Below are 18,287 nucleotides of genomic sequence, written 5' to 3'. Positions count from 1 at the left end.
CGTAGCCAAAAATGGTTGCGCGGCCCCCTGTGTCGTTACTGCTTGGCAAAGCCGGGATAGGCAGAGGAGGCGACCTCATCGCACTTCTGGCGATAGGTTCCGACGCCGCCGATATAGGAGAGCAGACGGCGCGGCTTGCCGTCGACGTTCGAGCCCATGTACCAGGAGTGCGTCTTGGTCACGAGGGTGGTGTTTGCGACCTCGTCGTGATGCGCGACCCAGGCATCCTGCGTATCCTTGGTCGGCTCGATGACCTTCAGATGGTTCTTCTTGAGATAAGCGATGCAATCGCTGATCCACTCGACCTGCTGCTGCAGGCACGTCGTCATGTTGCAGAGCGCCGTCGACGGCGCCAGCGGCGCGCCTGTCGTGAACAGGTTCGGGTAGCCGTGGACCTGCAGCCCCATCGTGGTCCTGATGTCGCGGCTCCACTCCTCCTTCAGCGAGCGTCCGTCGCGGCCACGGATGTCGATGCGGGTCAGCGCACCGGAGCCGGCGTCGAAGCCGGTGGCCAGGATGATCACATCGAGCCCATACGACGTTCCGTCGGTGAGCTCGATGCCCTGCGGCGTGATCCGCTTGATCGGGTTGTTCTTGACGCTGACCAGCTCGACATTCGCCTGGTGGAAAGCCTCCAGGTAATTGGTCTCGAGCGGGACCCGATGCGTGCCGAAGCCGTAGTCGGTCGGGATCAGCGCCTCGCAGAGCTTGGGGTCCTTCAGGCGCGCGCGCATCTTCTTGCGCACGAACTCGGAGATCTCTTCGCTGACCTCCTCCTCGAAGAACATCTCGACGAATGAGGCGAGCCACAGCCGCAGCGAGCCTTCATCCCAGATCTTCTCCAGGACGGCGTGACGCTGCTCGGGGCTGAGATCCTTCCAGTTGCCGTTGGTGAAATCGTATTCGAAGCCGGTGAACGAGTGGGGCAGGACCTTGCGGAATTCCTCGAACCGCGCCTTGTAGGCCTCAACCTCCTTCGGCCCGTATTTCGGGTTCTTCATCGGGATGATGTATTGCGGCGTGCGCACGAACACCTTCAGGCTGCCGACCTCGCCGGCGATGGTCTGGATCACTTGGATGCCGGTGGCGCCATTGCCGACCACGGCGACGCGCTTGCCGGCGAGATCGAGTTTCTCCTTCGGATAGCGGCCGGTATGGACGAGGGTGCCCTTGAACGTCTCCTGTCCGGGAAACACCGACGTCAGCGGCGCCGACAGCATGCCGGTGCAGGTGATCAGGAACTGGGTGTCGATGGTGTCACCCGTGTCGGTCGTGATGGTCCAGCGCTGGGTCGCCTCGTTGAAGACGGCGCTGGCAACCGTCGTTGAGAAGCGGATGTCCTTGCGCAGGTCGAGCTTGTCGGCGACGTAGTTGAGCCACTTCTCGATCTCCGGCTGGCCGGGGAAGCGCTCGCTCCAGCTCCAGCCCTTGTAGAGCTCCTCCGAGAACAGGTACTGATAGATATAGGCCTCGGAGTCGAAGCGCGCCCCCGGATAGCGATTCCAGTACCAGGTGCCGCCGACGCCAGTGGCCGTATCGACGGCCTTGACCTTGAGGCCCAGTTCGTCGCGCAGCTTGTAGAGCTGGTAAAGGCCGGCAACCCCGGTACCGATCACCACTGCGTCCAGGCTTTCATGCTTACGCGCGCCGTTGGTCTTGTACTCACTCATGCATTCCCTCCCATGTCAGAACCTGTTCTCCTCCCCACCGCGAGGCGCGAGAGATGGAAGCTGGGGAACGCAGATTGCGTGCCAGATCAGGTTTCTGGCTTAAGCGCTTGCAGTGATTGAGTTGGTAGTCGCGATATCTATGCCGCATCCGTTCGAAATTCGAACTGGATGAGCTTGGTTGGACCGGATTTCGATCGACGTGCCCCTGCAAACAGGTGCCTGCCGATGTGATGATGTTGATGGTCCTGTTCCGCCGAGTGCCCAACAGACCGATTTTTCCGCCGCGCCGGCCGCTAGGCGAAATCGGCGCGCCCGTCACTCAGGCCGGCCTTGCGCAACCCGTCGAGGAAATGGTCGCGGTCGCTCGGATCTCTATACCTGGCGGCGCGCATCCGGGCGAGTTCGAGCGTGTTGACCGGCAGCGCTTCACCACGCTCACTCAATTCCAGGCCTCGCTCTCGAATGAATGCGCGCACCTCGATATCCGCCTCACTCAGCCGATCGGTTTGCGCGTAGCACGCTGCAAGGAGCGCGTGGGACCAGCGATCGCTCGATCGCGCCTCCCTGAGCACCTTGATCGCCTGTTCGTAGTCGCGCGCCGAATAAAGCGCCAGTGCGTGATACCAATGGTAGATGTTGGGTGGAAACGGGTTGAGCTGTTTGGCCGACTTGATCCATGTGAGCGCTTCCCGCCAATGTCCCCAGTAGACCAGGATGTTGGCAAACGCCGCGGCGACGTCGGCATCGTTCGGGTTGAGCGCCAGAGCTCGCTTGAAGTGAGTTTCGGCCTCCTGGTCACGCTTCTGCAGGAAAAGAAGCTGGGCGAAGACGCCGTGCGACCAGGCATCATTTTCATCGAGGTCGAGCGCGATTTCGATCGCGCGACGCGCATCGTCCAGCGAAGGCGCGGCGGGTGATTCCAGAAACGCGGCACAGACGATCGTCCAGGCGATATTGGCGTGAGCGCGTGCATAGGCCGGATCGAGCTCCACGGCCCTTGTGAAGCAACCTCTCGCCTCATCCATGCTCGTCACGGTCAACTGACGCCATCGCTCGTTCCCGAGCAAGACGAGATCGTAGGCCGTGATGTTCGAGGTCTGTTTGCCTCTTGCGATCTTGCGGCCTGCGTCCTCGACCCGGCCGGGCAGCGCTGAGACGATTCTGCCGACGATTTCGTCCTGGATGGCGAATATATCTTCGATCTCGCGGTCGTAGCGCTCGGTCCAAAGGGTGAAGCCGCTCGCGGCATCCAGAAGCTGGACGGTGACCCGCACCCGTTTTCCGAGCCGGCGTGCGCTCCCTTCCACCACATATCGTACGCCGAGTTGGCGGCCGACCTCTCTGATGTCGGACGTCCTGGCGCGGTAGACGAAGCTGGAATGGCGGGCCACGACGAAGAGCGACCGGAAACGCGACAATTCCGTAATGACGTCTTCCGTGACGCCGTCGGAAAAGTAGTCCTGAGCCGGATCGCCGCTCAAGTTCGAAAACGGCAGCACGGCGATCGATGGCCTGTCGGAGGGAGTAGACGGGAGCAACGTTTGCCGGCTGCTGTCGAACAGGGCCGCGGCTGGCGGGCCGACGTAGCGGTAACCGCGGCGCGGCAGGGTCTCGATCCAACTGCTGCCGCCTTCGACGTCTGCAAACGTCCGGCGCAGCGCTGCGATCTGTACGGTCAGATTGCTTTCCTCGATAGCGAGCCCCGGCCAGGCCGCCTCCATCAGCGCGTCCTTGGCAACCGGTTTTCCAGCCTGCTCCAGCAGCAGCCGAAGCAGTGCGACCGCTCGCCCGCCGAGCGCAACCGGCTCGGTTTCGCGAAACAGCGTGCCGGCGTCTGTCTCGAGACGAAAGGGACCAAACTCGTAGATCGTCGCCATGGCCTAGAGACACCATTTTTGGCGAAATTTGCAACTTTTTCCGCTTCGATTCAGGAAACGATCTGGCGCTCCGTGAGATCATGGCATGGGCAGTGGCGGCGAGGAGCAAATCAGATGGAGCAGCGGCAGCCGAACGACGACTTGATGGGCCAATCGCAGGCCGAACCCTGGTCCGCCCTACAGCTGCGGCTCAAGGGCAAGTTGGTCCTCAAGGGGAACGCCGGCTACGACGAGGCGCGCAAGGTCTGGAATGGCGCCATCGACAAGAAGCCGGCCATGATCGCCTACTGCGCGGATGTGCAGGATGTGGTCGAGGCCGTGACGTTCGCGAGATCCCGCATGGTCCCGGTGGCTGTTCGCAGCGGAGGCCATAATGTCGCCGGGCTCTCGGTTTGCGACGGCGGCATGGTCATCGACCTGTCGCGGATGAAACGCATCGACGTCGATCCGGTCCGTCGCACCGCGCGCGCAGAGGCGGGCCTCAATCTCGGCGAGTTCGATCGTGCCACGCAGGCGCACGGTCTGGCGACCACCATGGGGGTCAACAGCGACACCGGCATCGCCGGGCTCACGCTCGGCGGCGGCTTCGGCAAGCTCGGGCGAAAGTACGGGCTGACCTGCGACAACCTGATTGCCGCCGAAGTGGTGACAGCCGAGGGCAAGATCCTGAGGGCCAGCGCGACCGAACATCCCGACCTGTTCTGGGGCCTCCGAGGCGGCGGCGGCAACTTTGGCATCGTGACTGCGTTCGAATACCGGCTCCATTCCATCGGCACGTCATTGCTCGTCGCGTCGGCGCTTCATCGTTACGATCAGGCGCGCGAGGCCATGCGGTTCTACGATCAATTCGCCCGGAGCGCTGCCGACGATGTCAACGTCGATGCTGCCCTCGTCACGCTGCCGTCGGGCGAGCGTTTCTTCAGCATCACCGGTTGCTATGTCGGCTCGCATCTTGACGGCGAGCAGGCCCTTTCACCGATTGTCGAGTTCGGCTCTCCCGTCGAGACGCGCCTCGCAACCGTCCCCTATCTCGAGATTCAGTCGGGCGGCGATGCCCTGTTTCCGCGGGGACGTCGCTATTATTGGAAGGCGCAGTTCCTGCGCGAGATCAGTGCGGGCGCAATCGACGCGCTGCTCGACGCCTATGCAAGAGCGCCCAACACCTCTTCGCTATTGGTTTTCCAGCACGTCGGCGGCGCAATCGCGCGGGTTCCGGCATCCGACTCGCCCTATGCAAACCGCGATGCGGCGTTCGACTGCTTCCCGGTCGCGATCTGGGACGATCCGGCCGATGACGACGCAAATATGCGTTGGGCGCGCGAGCTGTGGAGCGCCGTCAGGCCCTATTCGACCGGCGGCGTCTATGCGAACAATCTCGGCGACGAGGGCGAGGATCGCATTCGCGACGCCTATGGCGAGAATTATTCGCGTTTGGCCGCGCTCAAAACCAAGTATGATCCGACCAATTTCTTCCGCCTGAACCAGAATATCCCGCCGACGACATAATTGATGGTATCGGAGCGCCCCCAATGCGAAGCCGCTGGACCATTCTCGCTGTTCTGTTCGTCGCGCGTGCCGCCATCGCCTTTCAGTTTCAGAGCGTTGCCGCCGTCGCGCCACAGCTCAGCCAGAGTCTCGGCGCGAGCCTGGCCGATATCGGCGTTCTGATTGGACTCTATTTCGCGCCGGGCACCGCGCTTGCCCTGCCTGGCGGTGCGATCGGCCGCCGCTATGGCGACAAGGCGACGGTCCTCGCCGGTCTCCTGATGATGCTGGCCGGTGAGCTGCTGATGACCACGTCGACGTCATGGAGCGTGCAGATCGCGGGCCGGCTGACGGCCGGCATCGGCGGCGTTCTCCTGAACGTCCTGATGACCAAGATGGTCGCGGACTGGTTTGCCGGTCGGGAAATCGCCACCGCGATGGCCATTTTCATCAACTCCTGGCCGGCCGGCATCGCTCTCTCTCTCATGCTCTTGCCGGCAATCGGAGCCGTGCTCGGGCTCCATGCCGTCAATCTTGCCGTCGCAGGGCTGATCCTGATCGGGCTCGGCGTCATCGCCTTGATTTATCGCACGCCTGATGCGGCCGTCGCGGTGGAAGGCGCGCGCGGCAGCCTGACCGCCGAGACGATCTGCGCCGTGATTGCCGCCGGCTTGATCTGGTGCCTCTACAACATCGGCTTCGCGATGATCTTCAGTTTCGGCCCGTCGATGCTCGTCGAGCAGGGCTGGTCCGGTGCCGCAGCCGGATCGACCATCAGTATCGTGCTCTGGCTCGCCGCGCTGTCGGTTCCGTTCGGCGGCTTCCTCGCGGATCGGACCAGGCGCGGCGAGGCTATCCTCGTGACAGGCTGCATCGCCTTCGCCGTCCTGACACTTCTTCTGTCGCGAAGCGGCATGGTGCTTGCCATCATCGTGGCTCTTGGAATCCTCTGCGGCCTGCCTGCCGGGCCAATCATGAGCCTGCCGGCGCGTGTGCTCGACCAGAAGATGCGGCCGATCGGAATGGGACTATTCTACACGGTCTTCTACGCCGGCATGCTGGCCGGACCGGCGATCGGAGGTAAGCTCTCCACCTCGTTTGGCTCCGCGAGCGCCGCGCTCGACTTCGGCGCCGCAGCGCTTCTGGCTTGTCCCGTCGTGCTGTGGCTCTTCCGCCGTATCGTTGCCGGCCGCTATCGGTCGCCTGGGAGCGTTAGAGCTCCCACTTAGAGCGAGCCGCCGCCGCAGATGACGAGTTGCTTTCCGGTGATGGCGGCCGCTTCCGTCGAGAGCAGGAAGGCGACGGCGCTGGCGATTGGAGGCGACGGTCGGCGGGACGCGCGACCAGAAGATAAAGGCCCAGGGCGAGGAGCGACGATGCAGCCATCACCGCCGTCATCGACAGCGCGGTCCGTCCGTCGAAACGCGCGGCCACCAGCCCGCTCGATATGGCACCTGTGATCAGTTGGACGCTCCCGGCAGCCGCGCTGACGGCGCCGGCGATGCCGGGGAGGTGCTGCATCGTCGCGCTCATCACGTTCGGCACGCTCAGTCCGAAGCCGAGCGCCACCGCCATCAGCAGCACGACGACGAGCGCCGTGGGCATCCAGCCGGCCAATGTCATCGCGAGCAGGGCGACGCTCGCCGCCGACGACAGCGTCAGCCCGGTCGTGAGCATGCGGCTCGAGGATATCCCGCGCCGGCCAAGCCGGCCGTCGAGGAAGGCGCCGCCCATCACGGACGCCGAGCAGGCACTGAAGATCAGTCCGTATTGCGCGGGCGAGAGCCCGACGGCGCCGACGAAGAACAGCGAGGCGCCGGTGACGTAGGCAAACACCGTCGCGCCACCCGCGGCGCCGACCAGGATGAAAGGCAACGAAACCGGATGTGTCAGCACCCGACGATAGCTGTCGGTCACGGAGGACCGAACGAGGCGCGCGGAAGGAGCCAAGCGCGCGGTCTCGGGCGCGGTCTCGGCGAAGCGAAACATCACCACCACCAGCAGCATCAGGCCGATTGCGGCCTGGGTCGCATAGATCGATCGCCAGCCGGCCGCCGCCAGCAGGGCAGCCCCGGCCGTCGGCGCGATCACGGTCGCGACGTTGACCGCGACCATGACGTTGGCGATCTTGCCGCGCGCGGCATCGCCGTCGAACAGATCGCGAATGATGGCGAAGGTCGTTGCGGTTGCGGCGGCGCCGATCCCCTGGAAGAAGCGGCACACCAGCAGAAGCGGCAGCGAGGTGGCAAGCGCGCAACTGATGCTGGCGGCGACGAACAGCGCAAGGCCGAATGCCAGGACCGGCTTGCGGCCGAGGTGGTCGGAGACCGGTCCGTAGATCAGCGGCGCCGTGGCGAGACTGAGCATGAAGGCGCTCATCGTCAACCCGACGTCCGAGGCGCTCGTGCCCAGCGTGGCGCCGGTGGCCGCCAGTGCCGGCAGATTGATGTCGATGCCGGAATACGGCACGGCCGCGAGAGCGCCGAGCAGCACCGTGAATGCAAAGGAGTTCGGTTCGATCCGCATGGACGACTATCCGAAGGCGTGTGGCGAAGCTTCACGAGGCGATGGAGCGCGGTGGCGCCGCGCTCCATCATTCCCTCAAGCGACAGCGATCAGGCGCGCCGGCCGGCACGCCGTCCCTGGCTCGCAGCGGTCGCGCGCAGTCGTGACACCTCGGTCTCGTCGGTCACGAGTTCGCCGATGATCCGGACGATTTCCGCCCGCGTGTCGATCTCGGCGAACTCGTCGGCGATCTGCGTTGCGCGGAATTGATAGCGCGGCTGGTCGAGCACCGCCCGCACCGCATTGCGTATGGCTTCCGGCGTCGGCTCGTTGGTCTCGAGGTTGATGCCGACGCCGGACCATGCGACCCGCGCGTTGACGTCGGCCTTGTCCTCGGTCAATCCCGCGGTGACCAGCGGGATGCCGAAGCTCATGGCCTGGTTGACGCTGCCATAGCCGCCATTGGTGACGAGCACGTCGACGTTCGGCAGCAGCCATTCGAACGGCAGATAGCTGGCGATGCGTGCGTTCGAGGGGACCTTGCCGGGAATGGCGTTCACCGGGCGGCCGCCTGCGGTCGCGATCACCAGGATGTCGGGCTCGTCGGCCAGCGCCGCCAGCGTCGGGGCGACCAGCAGGTTGAAATTGTGGTTGGCCACCGTTCCCTGCGTCACCAGAACGATCTTGCGTGTACCGTCGAGCTCCTCGGCCCATGACGGCGGCGGAACCTGGTTGGCAATGATCGGAGGCGTGCCGACGAAATGCACCGAGGACGGGATTTCGCGGGGAAATTCGAAGCTCGGCACGGACAATTGCAGATAGGCATCCGCGAGCGCGACCACCGAATGGAACAGCGGCATCGATATCGGCCCGACGCCGAGGGTTTTCAGCGCCCGGTTCAGGCGCAGTGCCACCGGTTGATCGACCGCCGCATCGAACTCCCGGGCCTTGGCGGCATATTGATCGCGCTGCTCGATGGTCTCTGCCGGCGGCAAGCCGAGGAAATTCGGCGCACCGTCCTCGCGCGCCCAATGCAGGAACGAGGTTCCGCAGAGCGCGATGGGCGGTCGCTGCGAGCGCGGTCCGAGCAGCATCGGCAGCACGCCGAACAGCATGTCGTCGCCGACGATGATGTCGGCCGGAAACTGCTGCAGCGCCTGCAGCAGTCCCTGGTGTTGCGCGGGAATGGCGTCGACGAAGATGCGCTCCAGCGCCACGCGGAACCACTCGAGCCCCGGTGGGATGGACTTCAGTTCCGGGACCAGCGAGAAGATGTCGTTCGGATCGAAGTCCGCACCCTCCGGCAGCGGAAAGAATTTGACGCCGCTGGCCTCGACGCGGGCACGAAAGGCGGTGCCCGTCATGAAGGCAACCTCGTGGCCCTCGGCGACCAGGATCTGCGTGATCGCCAGCATCGGATTGAGATGACCCGTCGCAGGCGTCGAAGCGATAAGAATCTTCATGGGAGTTGACCTCTTGATGATCGATGCTCGGTCGCCAACAGGGCGGCCGCTCGATTGAGCAGAGGCAATTGAGGGGATCGTCGTTACACCGAGGCTTCCGATGATCGCCAAATGGTTACGGCGGCAACGCATCGTGGCGCCGCCGGGGCCGGTCGTACAGGCGGTGATGACGTCCGCGGCCAGGAATTACAATTGTAACGCGAGCGCCCTGCGACGAAACGGGACGGTAATGGCGCGCTCGTAAGCCGCTGGAGCGCCGGTCGGCGGGCCGCAGATATTGAGCAGCTATTTCAGCCGAAGGCGATGATTGACGACAGGCATATTTGCGCAGGCTTCGACGCCGCGCAGAATTCGTTGAGGAAGGCCATGCAGAATATTGTCGCCCTGGCTGCGATCGTTACTCTCATCGCGCTTCTGGTCTGGTCCGGCGCATGCGCCCTGAGGGCCAGGCATCCTCTCGTGAAATGGTGCGGCGTGGTCCTGGCGGCACTGCCGGCCATTGCGCTGTCCGGCGTGAGCGCGCTGATGGCTGCCGGCCTCGTCAAGCAGCATTCGCGCTCCGCGCCGGTCCCCTATCTCGAGGTCGAGGCCACGCCGGAACGGATTGCCCGCGGCAGGGCGGTCGCCGACAGCTTCTGCGCCGGATGTCACTCGAACAGCGGCGTGCTGTCGGGTGGCGGCGACGTCGGCAGGGATCTCCCGCTTCCCATCGGCTCCTTCGTGCCCGCGAACCTGACCCCTGCCGGAGCGTTGAAGCACTGGTCCGACGGCCAGATCTTTCGCGCCATTCGCAATGGCGTCGACGCGCGCGGGCGATGGCTCGCGATCATGTCCTTCACCAATGCCGGCCGGCTCAGTGACGACGACACCCATGCCGTGATCGCCTATATCCGCAGCTTGCCCGCGAGCGGCGGGCAGACGCCCGAGCCTCCGGATCGCTTCACCCTGTTGGGCCTTGCGATGCTGGGCGCGGGGCTGTTGCCGGATGCCAAGCCGGTGTTCACCGGTGTGATCATCGCGCCGCCGAAGGGGCCGACAGCCCGCTATGGCAGGTACTTGCTGTCCTATCAGGATTGCCGCGAATGTCACGGCAAGGATCTCGCAGGCGGCGTGCCCGGACAATTGCCGCCGCTCGGACCCGATCTCGGTGTCGTCAAGGACTGGAGCAAGGCGCAGTTCATCGCCACCATGCGCACGGGCGTCGATCCGAACGGACATCGGCTCAACGAGCAAATGCCATGGCGGCCCATCGGGCGGATGGACGACGACGAGCTCGCCGCGATCTACCAGTACCTCGTGGGTCTGCCCCGCTCCTGACGCATCCCGGCGAATGATCCGTGCGGCTGGTCTCGCCCGGCTGCACGTTCGCGACTTGTGTGCATGCTGAACACGTGGGGGCATGGCGCGCGGCTGCTGGCGACGCTGCGCTCCATAAAGTTGCGCGCGGTCGAGTCGCCGTCACGACGCAGCCCGTCGTCACTGCCGAACAGTCCCTTCGTCACCGGCGAACAGCCGTGCAGGCGCGGACACTGGAATCGCTCAAAAGTAGCATTAGCTAGCATCACGATGGTTCACGTCTGCGACATCCTGCGGACTTGGCCGCAGAAATACCGGCTTATGGCGTCATCGAAACATCATGGACAGCGGCGGCGCATGCCGATCTTTTTGGCTGTCGCTGATACTAATTTGAATGATTGCCGATCTTGAACGTGACCCGGTTGGTGACGGCAGATTTTGAGAGAGAAGTATGCTTGCAGATGTTGGCCACATCGTCGTCGTCGACGACGATCCGACCTTGCGACAGATGGTGATCAGATATCTGGAGGAGCACAATGTCCCGACCCGGGCGGCGTCCAACAGGTCTGAACTGAACCACTATCTCGAAGCCAGTCAGCCCAGCCTGATCATTCTCGACCTTCGCCTCGGTCAAGAGGACGGTCTGGACCTGCTGCGGGAAATCCGTTCGCATTCCGACGTGCCCGTCATCATCACGACCGGTCATCGCCCGGATGAGATCGACCGCATCGTCGGGCTCGAGCTCGGCGCCGACGACTACATCATCAAACCGTTCTCCTTACGGGAACTGCTGGCGCGTGTCCGGGCGGTGTTGCGGCGACAGGAGATGGGCCGGGCCGCGCGCGCCCGCGATCCCGAGCGCGGAGGCTATCGCTTCGGCGGATGGAAGCTGGAACGCCGTGGCCGCAAGCTCATCGATCCCAGTGAAACGCCGGTTCCGCTCAGCAAGGGGGAGTATGCCCTGTTGCTGGCCTTCCTCGAGGCGCCGCAACGCCCGCTGACCCGCGAGCATCTGCTCCAGGCGACCCGTATCCACGAGGACATTTTCGATCGCAGCATCGACGTTCAGGTGCTGCGGCTGCGGCGCAAGCTGGAGGCCGATCCGAGTGCGCCGCGCGTCATCCAGACCGAGCGCGGTGTCGGTTATGTCTTCGCGGTTCCCGTAGAACCGTTCTAGATCTGGATCCGCAGGGCCGCGCCAGCGCAACGTGTGCAGCTGTCTTTCGAAACGGCCTTGCTCAAACAGAAGCGCGGCCGCGGGATTGCAACTGTAACCCCTTTGCCGATGACGGTGATTTCGCTGTAACGCCCGGCCTCCACATTGCCTCCCACGAACAGCGTGTGGGAGATTTACGATGAAGAGGCATTCTCGCAATGTGATCCGTTCCGTTCGGCCGGATGATGCAGAGCCCGACGGGGGGCGGGCCGCCTGGTCCGATGGCCGCGGCGTGGCCCGTCTCGCCCGCACCGCGAGGCTGGACCAGGCGAAGACTGGTTCGGACTCCGCGCTGCAGGCTGCAGCGCCGGACCGGGAGGTCAGCTTGATCCGGTCGGTGGCCTTTGCCTTCATGGAAGGGTTTGCCCTCTATGGCGCCGCATTGCATCCGTCCGCAGCCATGCCGGTTCATGCAATCCTCGCGGCGCGGCGGGATTGGGAGCCGTACCCGGACGCCGGCGAGCCGGCGCAGCCGGTGCGGAGCGCCGATGCCGGCGGAACCTGGAGCGGCAATGTCGTCAAATTCGATCGCGTCCTGCCGCTCGACGCGCAGACGGAGCGGCGCTGGAGCTGGCTGCGCTCGGCCGGTGAGACGTTGACAGTTCTGCTGTCGCATCTGCGCCGGGAGCGCGAGATCAGGAGAGCCGTTGCGGCCTTGACGGAACTCGACGACCGGACACTGCGCGATCTCGGAATCCGCGGCCGTTCGGAAATCGAGCGGACGGTGAGGTACTGTCATGATTGCTGACGTGGTCTACCTCGCCTGCGCCGGGCTGGGCGTGTGCCACGCTGCCTGCCGTTCGATGATGTCGGACGGCTTCAAGGCCGGCATGTTCGGCCTGCGTCCCCTCGTCTGGGGATGGCCGCGTTCACGAAATCATCGCGCTTCCATCAAAAGCCCTTGAGCGGACGCCATCGCTTCCGCTTCCACCCCCATATCGCTGGCAGTGCGACTATTGACTGGATTTCGCGGAGCCGGACCAGGCGCCGGCTATCGGGGCGGGGTGATCGCGATCTGCGCGGTGTTGCTGTGCTGCGTGGAAGTCACGCCCGCGCCGTCGCAATCGCCGCCGGCACCGGTGCTCGACCGCGGCGAGCCGATCACGCCGATTCCGCCGGCTCCCGCCGTCGATCCGCTGAAGGCGGCGCTTGGCGAGAAGCTGTTCGGCGACCGCCGGCTATCGCACGACAATTCCCGCGCCTGCCAATATTGCCACGATATCGCGACCAACGGCGCGAGCCAGAGGCGGCACGATGTCAGTCTCGACGGGGTGGAGCTCGCGCTCAACACGCTGACCGTCTTCAATTCGACGCTCAGCTTTCGTTTCAGCTGGGAAGGAAAATTCCGCACCGTCGAGGCCGACATCAAGGCATCGCTGGAGAGCCCGCATACGATGGGCAGCAGCGCGGCGGAGATCTCCGCTAAGCTCGATGCCGATCCCGACATGCGCAATCGTTTCGTCGCGGCCTATGGCCGGCGCCCCGACGGCGGCGACGTCATCGACGCGCTCGCAACCTATCAGCGCACGTTGCTCACGCCGGGCAGCAGGTTCGATCGCTGGCTGGAGGGCGACGACGCAGCCCTGTCGGCCGAGGAACTCGACGGCTACCGCCTGTTCAAATCGCTGGGTTGCTCGGCCTGCCACCAGGGCGTCAACGTCGGCGGCAATCTGTTCGAACGGCACGGCATATTCCACCCGCTGGCGTCACCCGAGCCGAAAATCCTGCGCGTACCGAGCCTGCGCAACGTCGCGACGACGGCCCCCTATTTTCATGACGGCAGCGCACCGACGCTGGAGGATGCGGTTCGCAGGATGGCGGTGGCCCAGTTGAACGCGACGCTGACGGACCGGCAGGCCAGGGCGCTCGTCGCCTTTCTCAACAGCCTGACCGGGACCTATCGCGGCGCGCCCGTCGGAGGCTCGCCGTGAGATCAGCTACCACCGTGGTCAGCGTCGCCTTCGTGCTCGCGCTTCTCACCTGGCTCCTGCTCAACGGGCTGAACGTCAATTCGGCGCGTTACGACAGCCAGCTGGAGGCGCTCGGGGATTTCACCCGGTTCGAGCGCGGTATGACCAGGGAGGTCCTCACCGCGCGCGCCGGCTTGTCGCGCAATTACGACGCGCTGGTGCAGATGGTGAATGCCTATGACGATGCCTTGACGCGGCTGCGCGACACGGCGGGGCTCGACGCCGAGCAGACGAGGGCCATCGATGTCCTGTCGGCACGGGCCGGCCGGCAGGAGAGCCTGATCGAGCGGTTCAAGAGCAGGAATGCGTTGCTGCAGAACTCTTTCGCCTATTTCGGCCTGTTCAGCGACAAGCTGGCCGAATCGGACACCCGGCCGCTGGTGACGGCCGCCTCCGCGCTGGCGGCCGCCATGCTGCGCCTGACGCTCGACACTTCGGACGCCGCTGCGCGTCAGGTCGAGGACCGCCTGGAGGAGCTGGCGCAGCTGCAGGTGCCGCCGGCGGAGAAGGATTCGGTCCGGGCTCTGCTGACCCACGGACAGATGCTGCATGACCTGCTGCCCGATATCGACACCATCCTGAAGGCGCTCGTCGCCGATTCCAACAACCGCGAGCAGGATGCCATGCTGGCGGTCATCCTGAAACGCCAGCTCGCCGCACGCGCCTCGGCGCGCAAGACTCGGCTGCTCCAGTACATCACCTCGCTGCTGCTGCTCTCCGGCATCATCTATTTCGGCATGCTGCTCCGCAAACGGGCCATGGCGCTGCGCCGCCGCGCCGCGTTCGAGCACGTGATAGCCAACATCTCGATGCTGTTCATCAATTCGAGCAGCGAGCGGATCGCCGCGGATGTCGAGATGGCGCTTCACCAGCTGGCCGGATGCATCGGCGCGGACCGTGCCTATTATGTCTGCGATGTCGGCGCGACGACGCACAGCTATCGGTGGTCCCGCGACGGCGTCGGGTTCGAACAGGGCTGGCCGCAACGGGTGCTGAGGCTCGCGTCGCGATCCGACGGCGGCGACGACGGCATCGTCTACATCCCCAAGGTGAGCGCTTCGCATCCCCACGAGGCGATGAACCTGCTCGCCGAAGCCGGCGTGAGCGGCTGGCTCTGCATCATGGCGGCCCACAAAGGCCGCGATGGCATTCTCGGCTTCGACGCCGTCGACGGAGGCGCGCTCAGATACTGGTCCGAGGTCTCGCTGTTTCGCATGGCCTTCGACGCGATCGGCAACGCGATCAGGCGGGCCCGGCTCGAAGGCGAGAAGGAGCGCCTCCAGGCGAGCCTGCAGCAGGCGCGCCGCATGGAGACCATCGGGACCTTTGCCAGCGGCATCGCCCACAACTTCAACAACATCGTCGGTGCAATTCTCGGCTACGCCGAAATGGCCGATGCGCGGGTCCCGTCGGGAAGCCGGCCCGCCGCGAGCCTCGCCGAGATCCGCCGGGCCGGCGAGCGGGCGCGCGAGCTGGTCGAACAGATTCTCAGCTTCGGCCGCCGCGGCGAGGGCCGGCGGGAGCGCGTGTGCGTCAAGACCCTGATCGACGAAACCAGGTCGCTGCTCGCCGCGTCACTGCCTTCGTATGTCAGGCTCGAGGTGAGCGAAGCGGCCGAGGCGTCCGTCGTGACCGGGGAGCCGGCCCAATTGCAGCAGGTGATCCTGAATCTGTGCAACAACGCTGCGCAGGCGATGAAGGAGCCCGGCCGTATCGAGCTCCGCATCAAGACAAGCGATCTCGCAAGGCCACTGCCGGTCGGGCGCAGCGACGTCGGCCCTGGCCGCTTCATCGTCATTTCGGTCACTGATCCCGGTCCCGGCATGGACGAGGCGACGCTGGAGCGGATCTTCGAGCCGTTCTTCACCACTCGCCCGGACGGCAACGGCCTTGGGCTCGCGACGGTGCGCGAGATCGTCGAGCAACATGGCGGCGCGATCGCGGTGCAGAGCCGGCCGGACGCGGGCACGCGCTTCGACGTCTGGCTTCCATCAGGCGAACCCGACGAGCCGCAACTGCCTTCGCACGGCTCCGATCCGGCGCTCCTTGGTGCCGGCGAAACCGTGCTCGTGATCGATACCGACCGCCGCCGCCTGTTGCGCCATGAGGAGATCCTCGCGGCGCTCGGTTATGAACCCGTCGGCTTCACCAGGCTGGCGGAAGCCATCGCCGCCTGCCGGGCCGCACACGCGCGCTTCGACGCGGCGCTGGTGTGTCATCTGCCCGGAGGTTCCTCGCTCGATGTCGCGGCGGCGTTGCATGATGCCGCACCGGATCTGCCGATCATCCTGGCGGCGCCCTCGACGCGCGACCTGGCGATGCCGTCGCTCGAGACGTCAGGCATCACCGAACTCGTTCATCATCCGCTGGTGTCGGCGGAGCTCGCCGGCGTGCTGGTGCGGAGCCTCGCCTCGTCCGCGACGGGCGGCAGATCGAGGCGGCTCGCCAAAATTTCCTGAAGCATGATCCGCAGGCGGTTTCAACCGTAACGCGATCGCATCGCGGCGACATGGCCGGGTAGCCGGCATCTCCTATCCAGCACAGGCGCGGCTTCGCAAATGTCACCGCGATAGGAGAAGAATGATGTTGATCAGACTTGGTGTGACCATCGTCGCAGCTACGGTGTTGCTCTGGCCGGTTTCGAGTCTCAGGGCGGGAGAAGGCGCGCGCGCCGGCGTCCGCTCGATGATCGTCCCGCCCGGCAGCCTCGCCCCGACAAGGTTCGCGGACCTGTTCCGGCAAGCTCCCGTCGGACACCGACAGCCGCGGCCCAGCGACATGCTCGCGCCTGTGCAGACCTCGCCCGTCGACACCGAGCTGCGACGTCTCGACGAGGAGATCAATCGCAAGCTGATCATCTGTCGCGGCTGCTGATCATGCCGGAGGGCGGCGGGCGCCCGGCCCGCCGCCCTCGCGTGCTAGGACGTCGACACGAGGTTTGCTTCCTGAAGGGGACTCGAACGGAGCCATGCAAACTGGCCGAGGCAGCCTTTGGCCCTTAGCGGAAATTAACGTTGTGCAGTCAAGATGCCGAACATGCACCCCGAATGGCTTCGTCAGCTGCCCTATTTGGTTCACACCAACAGAGAACTCGGTCTAATGCTGAGGGGCACGAAGCCCCTCGCATATTTCATGGATATCGTTGGTCATGAGCCAGACATCTGTATTCGATATTGGCGGCTGTTCGATAGGCATGTTGCTGTAGGCCGACTGATAAGACACGAAGTGATTGAACCATGCCCTGACCTGCCGCAGCTCAAATACCGGATGCTATTCTACGCCTTACCGGGCCACGAGTGGCGGGTTGATGCAATGCTTGCGCTTCTGAGCGAGCCCGGAGCTTGGTCCGACAACCGCGAAAGGCGCTTTGGCGAGTTGCTTGGCTACGAGGAGTGGCAGAATGACTATTGGTTAACCCACCGCCGTTCGCTTGCGGACGCTTAGTCTGCTCTTGGCTCTTAGCGGACATCACGGTGTGTCCGCTCTGAGGTCTGCTTTCGGGAGTAAAGCTGATGCGGCCGATTTAAGAGTACACGCCCTAGTTCGCGCTCAGCGCCGTCTTGGCGACCTCGGCCATCCAGCTCGATGCGACGGGGAGGATCGCGTCGTTGAAATCGTAGCGCGGGCCGTGCAGCTCGGCGCCGTCGCGCAATTCGCCGTTGCCAATCCAGACGAAGGCGCCGGGCCGATGCTTGAGGTAGAAGGCGAAGTCCTCGCCGGCCATGCTCGGCGCGAGGTCGCGGCGAACGGGTGCCTGCACCTTCGCGGCGGCGAGGCGCGCCAGGCCGGCCTCGGCCGGGGTGTTGATCACCACGCCCACGCCCATGACGATCTCGGGCGTGACCTTGACGCCGAAGCTGGTGGCGATGCCGGCGCAGGTCCGTTCGATCCCGCCGAGGATGGTGTCCTTGATCTCCTCGCGATGAAACCGCAGCGTGCCGCGGATCACGACCTTGCCGGCGATCTGGTTCGGCGCGGTGCCGCCCTCGATCGTGCAAAGCGAGAGCACCGCGGTGTCGAGCGGATCGACGCTGCGCGCCACGATCGACTGCAGCGCCACGATCAGATGGCCGGCCGCCATCACCGGATCGCGCGTCAGATGCGGCATGCCGGCGTGTCCCGCATGGCCTTCGATGGTGATGGTGACGCGACCGCCGGAGGCCATGACGACCCCGTCATGGACCGCGATGCTGCCGGCCTGAAGGCCGGGCCAGTTGTGGAAGCCGAACACCCGGTCCATCGGGAAGCGTTCGAACAGCCCGGCCGCGACCATCGCGCGCGAGCCGCCATAACCTTCCTCGGCAGGCTGGAAGATGAAATCGACCGTGCCGCTCCAGCTGGTATCGGCGGCGAGCAGCGCCGCCGCGCCGAGCAGCGAGGCGGTGTGCCCGTCATGGCCGCAGGCATGCATCACGCCGGGACTGGTCGAGGCGTAGGGCAGGCCGGTGTCCTCGATGATCGGCAGCGCATCCATGTCGGCGCGCAGGCCGACGCGGCCCTGCGCCGATCCGCGCCTCAACGTCGCGACGATGCCGTGGCCGCCGACATCAGCCTCGAAGGGAATGCCGAGCTCGGTGAGCTTGTCCTGCACGAAGGCAGAGGTTTCCTTCTCCTGGAGGGACAGTTCGGGGTGGGCATGCAGATGCCGGCGCCACGCGGTCAGTTTCTGGTGCAGTTCGGGTGTCAAGGCAGGGTCTCTCATGTTGGTTGGCGGTGGTTCCTGAGAGCGTAGGATGGGTAGACCGAAGCGAAACCCATCGAATCGTTCGCCAAGATGATGGGTTTCGCGAAGCGCTCTGCCCATC

General features: G+C 64.9%; 14 protein-coding genes and 1 pseudogene. 9 read left to right on the top strand and 6 right to left on the bottom strand.

Features of this window, described 5'->3' with window-relative positions:
- Positions 1-35: 35 nt before the first annotated feature.
- The 3 genes and pseudogenes from JQ592_RS04045 to JQ592_RS38205 all read right to left on the bottom strand — a co-directional run.
- Positions 36-1,670, bottom strand: a complete 1,635-nt coding sequence (locus tag JQ592_RS04045) for a flavin-containing monooxygenase (protein WP_211401611.1) — start codon at positions 1,668-1,670, stop codon at positions 36-38.
- Positions 1,671-1,963: 293 nt separating this feature from the next.
- Positions 1,964-3,169, bottom strand: a complete 1,206-nt coding sequence (locus JQ592_RS04040) for a tetratricopeptide repeat protein (RefSeq protein WP_246820167.1) — start codon at positions 3,167-3,169, stop codon at positions 1,964-1,966.
- A 147-nt stretch (positions 3,170-3,316) separates the two neighbouring features.
- Positions 3,317-3,547: pseudogene (locus JQ592_RS38205) on the bottom strand (winged helix-turn-helix domain-containing protein); the annotation flags it as partial.
- A 114-nt stretch (positions 3,548-3,661) separates the two neighbouring features.
- Here JQ592_RS38205 and JQ592_RS04035 point away from each other — a divergent pair.
- Positions 3,662-5,053 (top strand): FAD-binding oxidoreductase, encoded by a 1,392-nt coding sequence (locus JQ592_RS04035; RefSeq protein ID WP_211401609.1) that lies wholly within the window; start codon positions 3,662-3,664, stop codon positions 5,051-5,053.
- A 23-nt stretch (positions 5,054-5,076) separates the two neighbouring features.
- On the top strand, positions 5,077-6,261 hold the full coding sequence (locus JQ592_RS04030; protein ID WP_211401608.1) for an MFS transporter: 1,185 nt from the start codon (positions 5,077-5,079) through the stop codon (positions 6,259-6,261).
- Here the strand turns inward: JQ592_RS04030 and JQ592_RS04025 are convergent.
- Positions 6,245-7,558 (bottom strand): multidrug effflux MFS transporter, encoded by a 1,314-nt coding sequence (locus JQ592_RS04025; RefSeq protein WP_211401607.1) that lies wholly within the window; start codon positions 7,556-7,558, stop codon positions 6,245-6,247. The two genes, JQ592_RS04030 and JQ592_RS04025, sit on opposite strands and share 17 nt — an antisense overlap.
- An 89-nt stretch (positions 7,559-7,647) precedes the next feature.
- Positions 7,648-9,000 carry a glycosyltransferase gene (locus JQ592_RS04020; RefSeq protein WP_211401606.1) on the bottom strand — a complete coding sequence of 451 codons (1,353 nt, stop codon included), beginning with the start codon at positions 8,998-9,000 and terminating at the stop codon, positions 7,648-7,650.
- A 366-nt stretch (positions 9,001-9,366) separates the two neighbouring features.
- Here JQ592_RS04020 and JQ592_RS04015 point away from each other — a divergent pair, with 366 nt between their 5' ends.
- The 7 genes from JQ592_RS04015 (at position 9,367) to JQ592_RS03985 (ending at position 16,356) form a co-directional block, all read left to right on the top strand.
- Positions 9,367-10,317, top strand: coding sequence for a c-type cytochrome (locus JQ592_RS04015; protein WP_211401605.1), 951 nt, complete (start codon positions 9,367-9,369; stop codon positions 10,315-10,317).
- Between the two features lie 430 nt (positions 10,318-10,747).
- Positions 10,748-11,473 (top strand): response regulator, encoded by a 726-nt coding sequence (locus JQ592_RS04010; protein ID WP_211401604.1) that lies wholly within the window; start codon positions 10,748-10,750, stop codon positions 11,471-11,473.
- A 271-nt stretch (positions 11,474-11,744) separates the two neighbouring features.
- The gene (locus JQ592_RS04005; protein ID WP_211401603.1) at positions 11,745-12,260 is read left to right on the top strand and encodes a DUF1127 domain-containing protein; all 516 of its coding nucleotides are present in this window, start codon (positions 11,745-11,747) and stop codon (positions 12,258-12,260) included.
- A complete protein-coding gene (locus tag JQ592_RS04000; protein WP_211401602.1) occupies positions 12,250-12,417 on the top strand; it encodes a hypothetical protein in 168 nt (55 codons plus the stop codon). Before JQ592_RS04005 ends, JQ592_RS04000 begins: the two co-directional genes overlap by 11 nt.
- Before the next feature lie 42 nt (positions 12,418-12,459).
- The gene (locus JQ592_RS03995; RefSeq protein ID WP_349630438.1) at positions 12,460-13,443 is read left to right on the top strand and encodes a cytochrome-c peroxidase; all 984 of its coding nucleotides are present in this window, start codon (positions 12,460-12,462) and stop codon (positions 13,441-13,443) included.
- Positions 13,440-15,941: a two-component system VirA-like sensor kinase gene (locus JQ592_RS03990; protein WP_211401601.1), complete on the top strand. Its 2,502-nt coding sequence runs from the start codon at positions 13,440-13,442 to the stop codon at positions 15,939-15,941. The genes JQ592_RS03995 and JQ592_RS03990 overlap by 4 nt, the downstream gene beginning before the upstream one ends.
- Positions 15,942-16,065: 124 nt before the next feature.
- On the top strand, positions 16,066-16,356 hold the full coding sequence (locus JQ592_RS03985; RefSeq protein ID WP_211401600.1) for a hypothetical protein: 291 nt from the start codon (positions 16,066-16,068) through the stop codon (positions 16,354-16,356).
- Positions 16,357-17,020: 664 nt separating this feature from the next.
- On the opposite strand, the gene JQ592_RS03980 is transcribed toward JQ592_RS03985, so the two are convergent.
- Entirely contained in the window at positions 17,021-18,169 is a 1,149-nt protein-coding gene (locus tag JQ592_RS03980; RefSeq protein ID WP_211401599.1) for an amidohydrolase, read from the bottom strand.
- Positions 18,170-18,287 lie beyond the last annotated feature (118 nt).

Source organism: Bradyrhizobium iriomotense (genome assembly GCF_018129405.1).
Classification (GTDB): Bacteria; Pseudomonadota; Alphaproteobacteria; order Rhizobiales; family Xanthobacteraceae; genus Bradyrhizobium; species Bradyrhizobium iriomotense_B.
The sequence above is the reverse complement of the archived record's forward strand: the minus strand, read 5'-3'. Positions and strand labels throughout refer to the sequence as shown.

What these genes read in the sequence shown, in the direction of transcription:
- JQ592_RS04045 (WP_211401611.1), bottom strand. Translation starts at nt 1,670, where the DNA reads ATGAGTGAGTACAAGACCAACGGCGCGCGTAAGCATGAAAGCCTGGAC.
- JQ592_RS04035 (WP_211401609.1), top strand. Translation starts at nt 3,662, where the DNA reads ATGGAGCAGCGGCAGCCGAACGACGACTTGATGGGCCAATCGCAGGCC.
- JQ592_RS04030 (WP_211401608.1), top strand. Translation starts at nt 5,077, where the DNA reads ATGCGAAGCCGCTGGACCATTCTCGCTGTTCTGTTCGTCGCGCGTGCC.
- JQ592_RS04025 (WP_211401607.1), bottom strand. Translation starts at nt 7,558, where the DNA reads ATGCGGATCGAACCGAACTCCTTTGCATTCACGGTGCTGCTCGGCGCT.
- JQ592_RS04020 (WP_211401606.1), bottom strand. Translation starts at nt 9,000, where the DNA reads ATGAAGATTCTTATCGCTTCGACGCCTGCGACGGGTCATCTCAATCCG.
- JQ592_RS04015 (WP_211401605.1), top strand. Translation starts at nt 9,367, where the DNA reads ATGCAGAATATTGTCGCCCTGGCTGCGATCGTTACTCTCATCGCGCTT.
- JQ592_RS04010 (WP_211401604.1), top strand. Translation starts at nt 10,748, where the DNA reads ATGCTTGCAGATGTTGGCCACATCGTCGTCGTCGACGACGATCCGACC.
- JQ592_RS04000 (WP_211401602.1), top strand. Translation starts at nt 12,250, where the DNA reads ATGATTGCTGACGTGGTCTACCTCGCCTGCGCCGGGCTGGGCGTGTGC.
- JQ592_RS03985 (WP_211401600.1), top strand. Translation starts at nt 16,066, where the DNA reads ATGTTGATCAGACTTGGTGTGACCATCGTCGCAGCTACGGTGTTGCTC.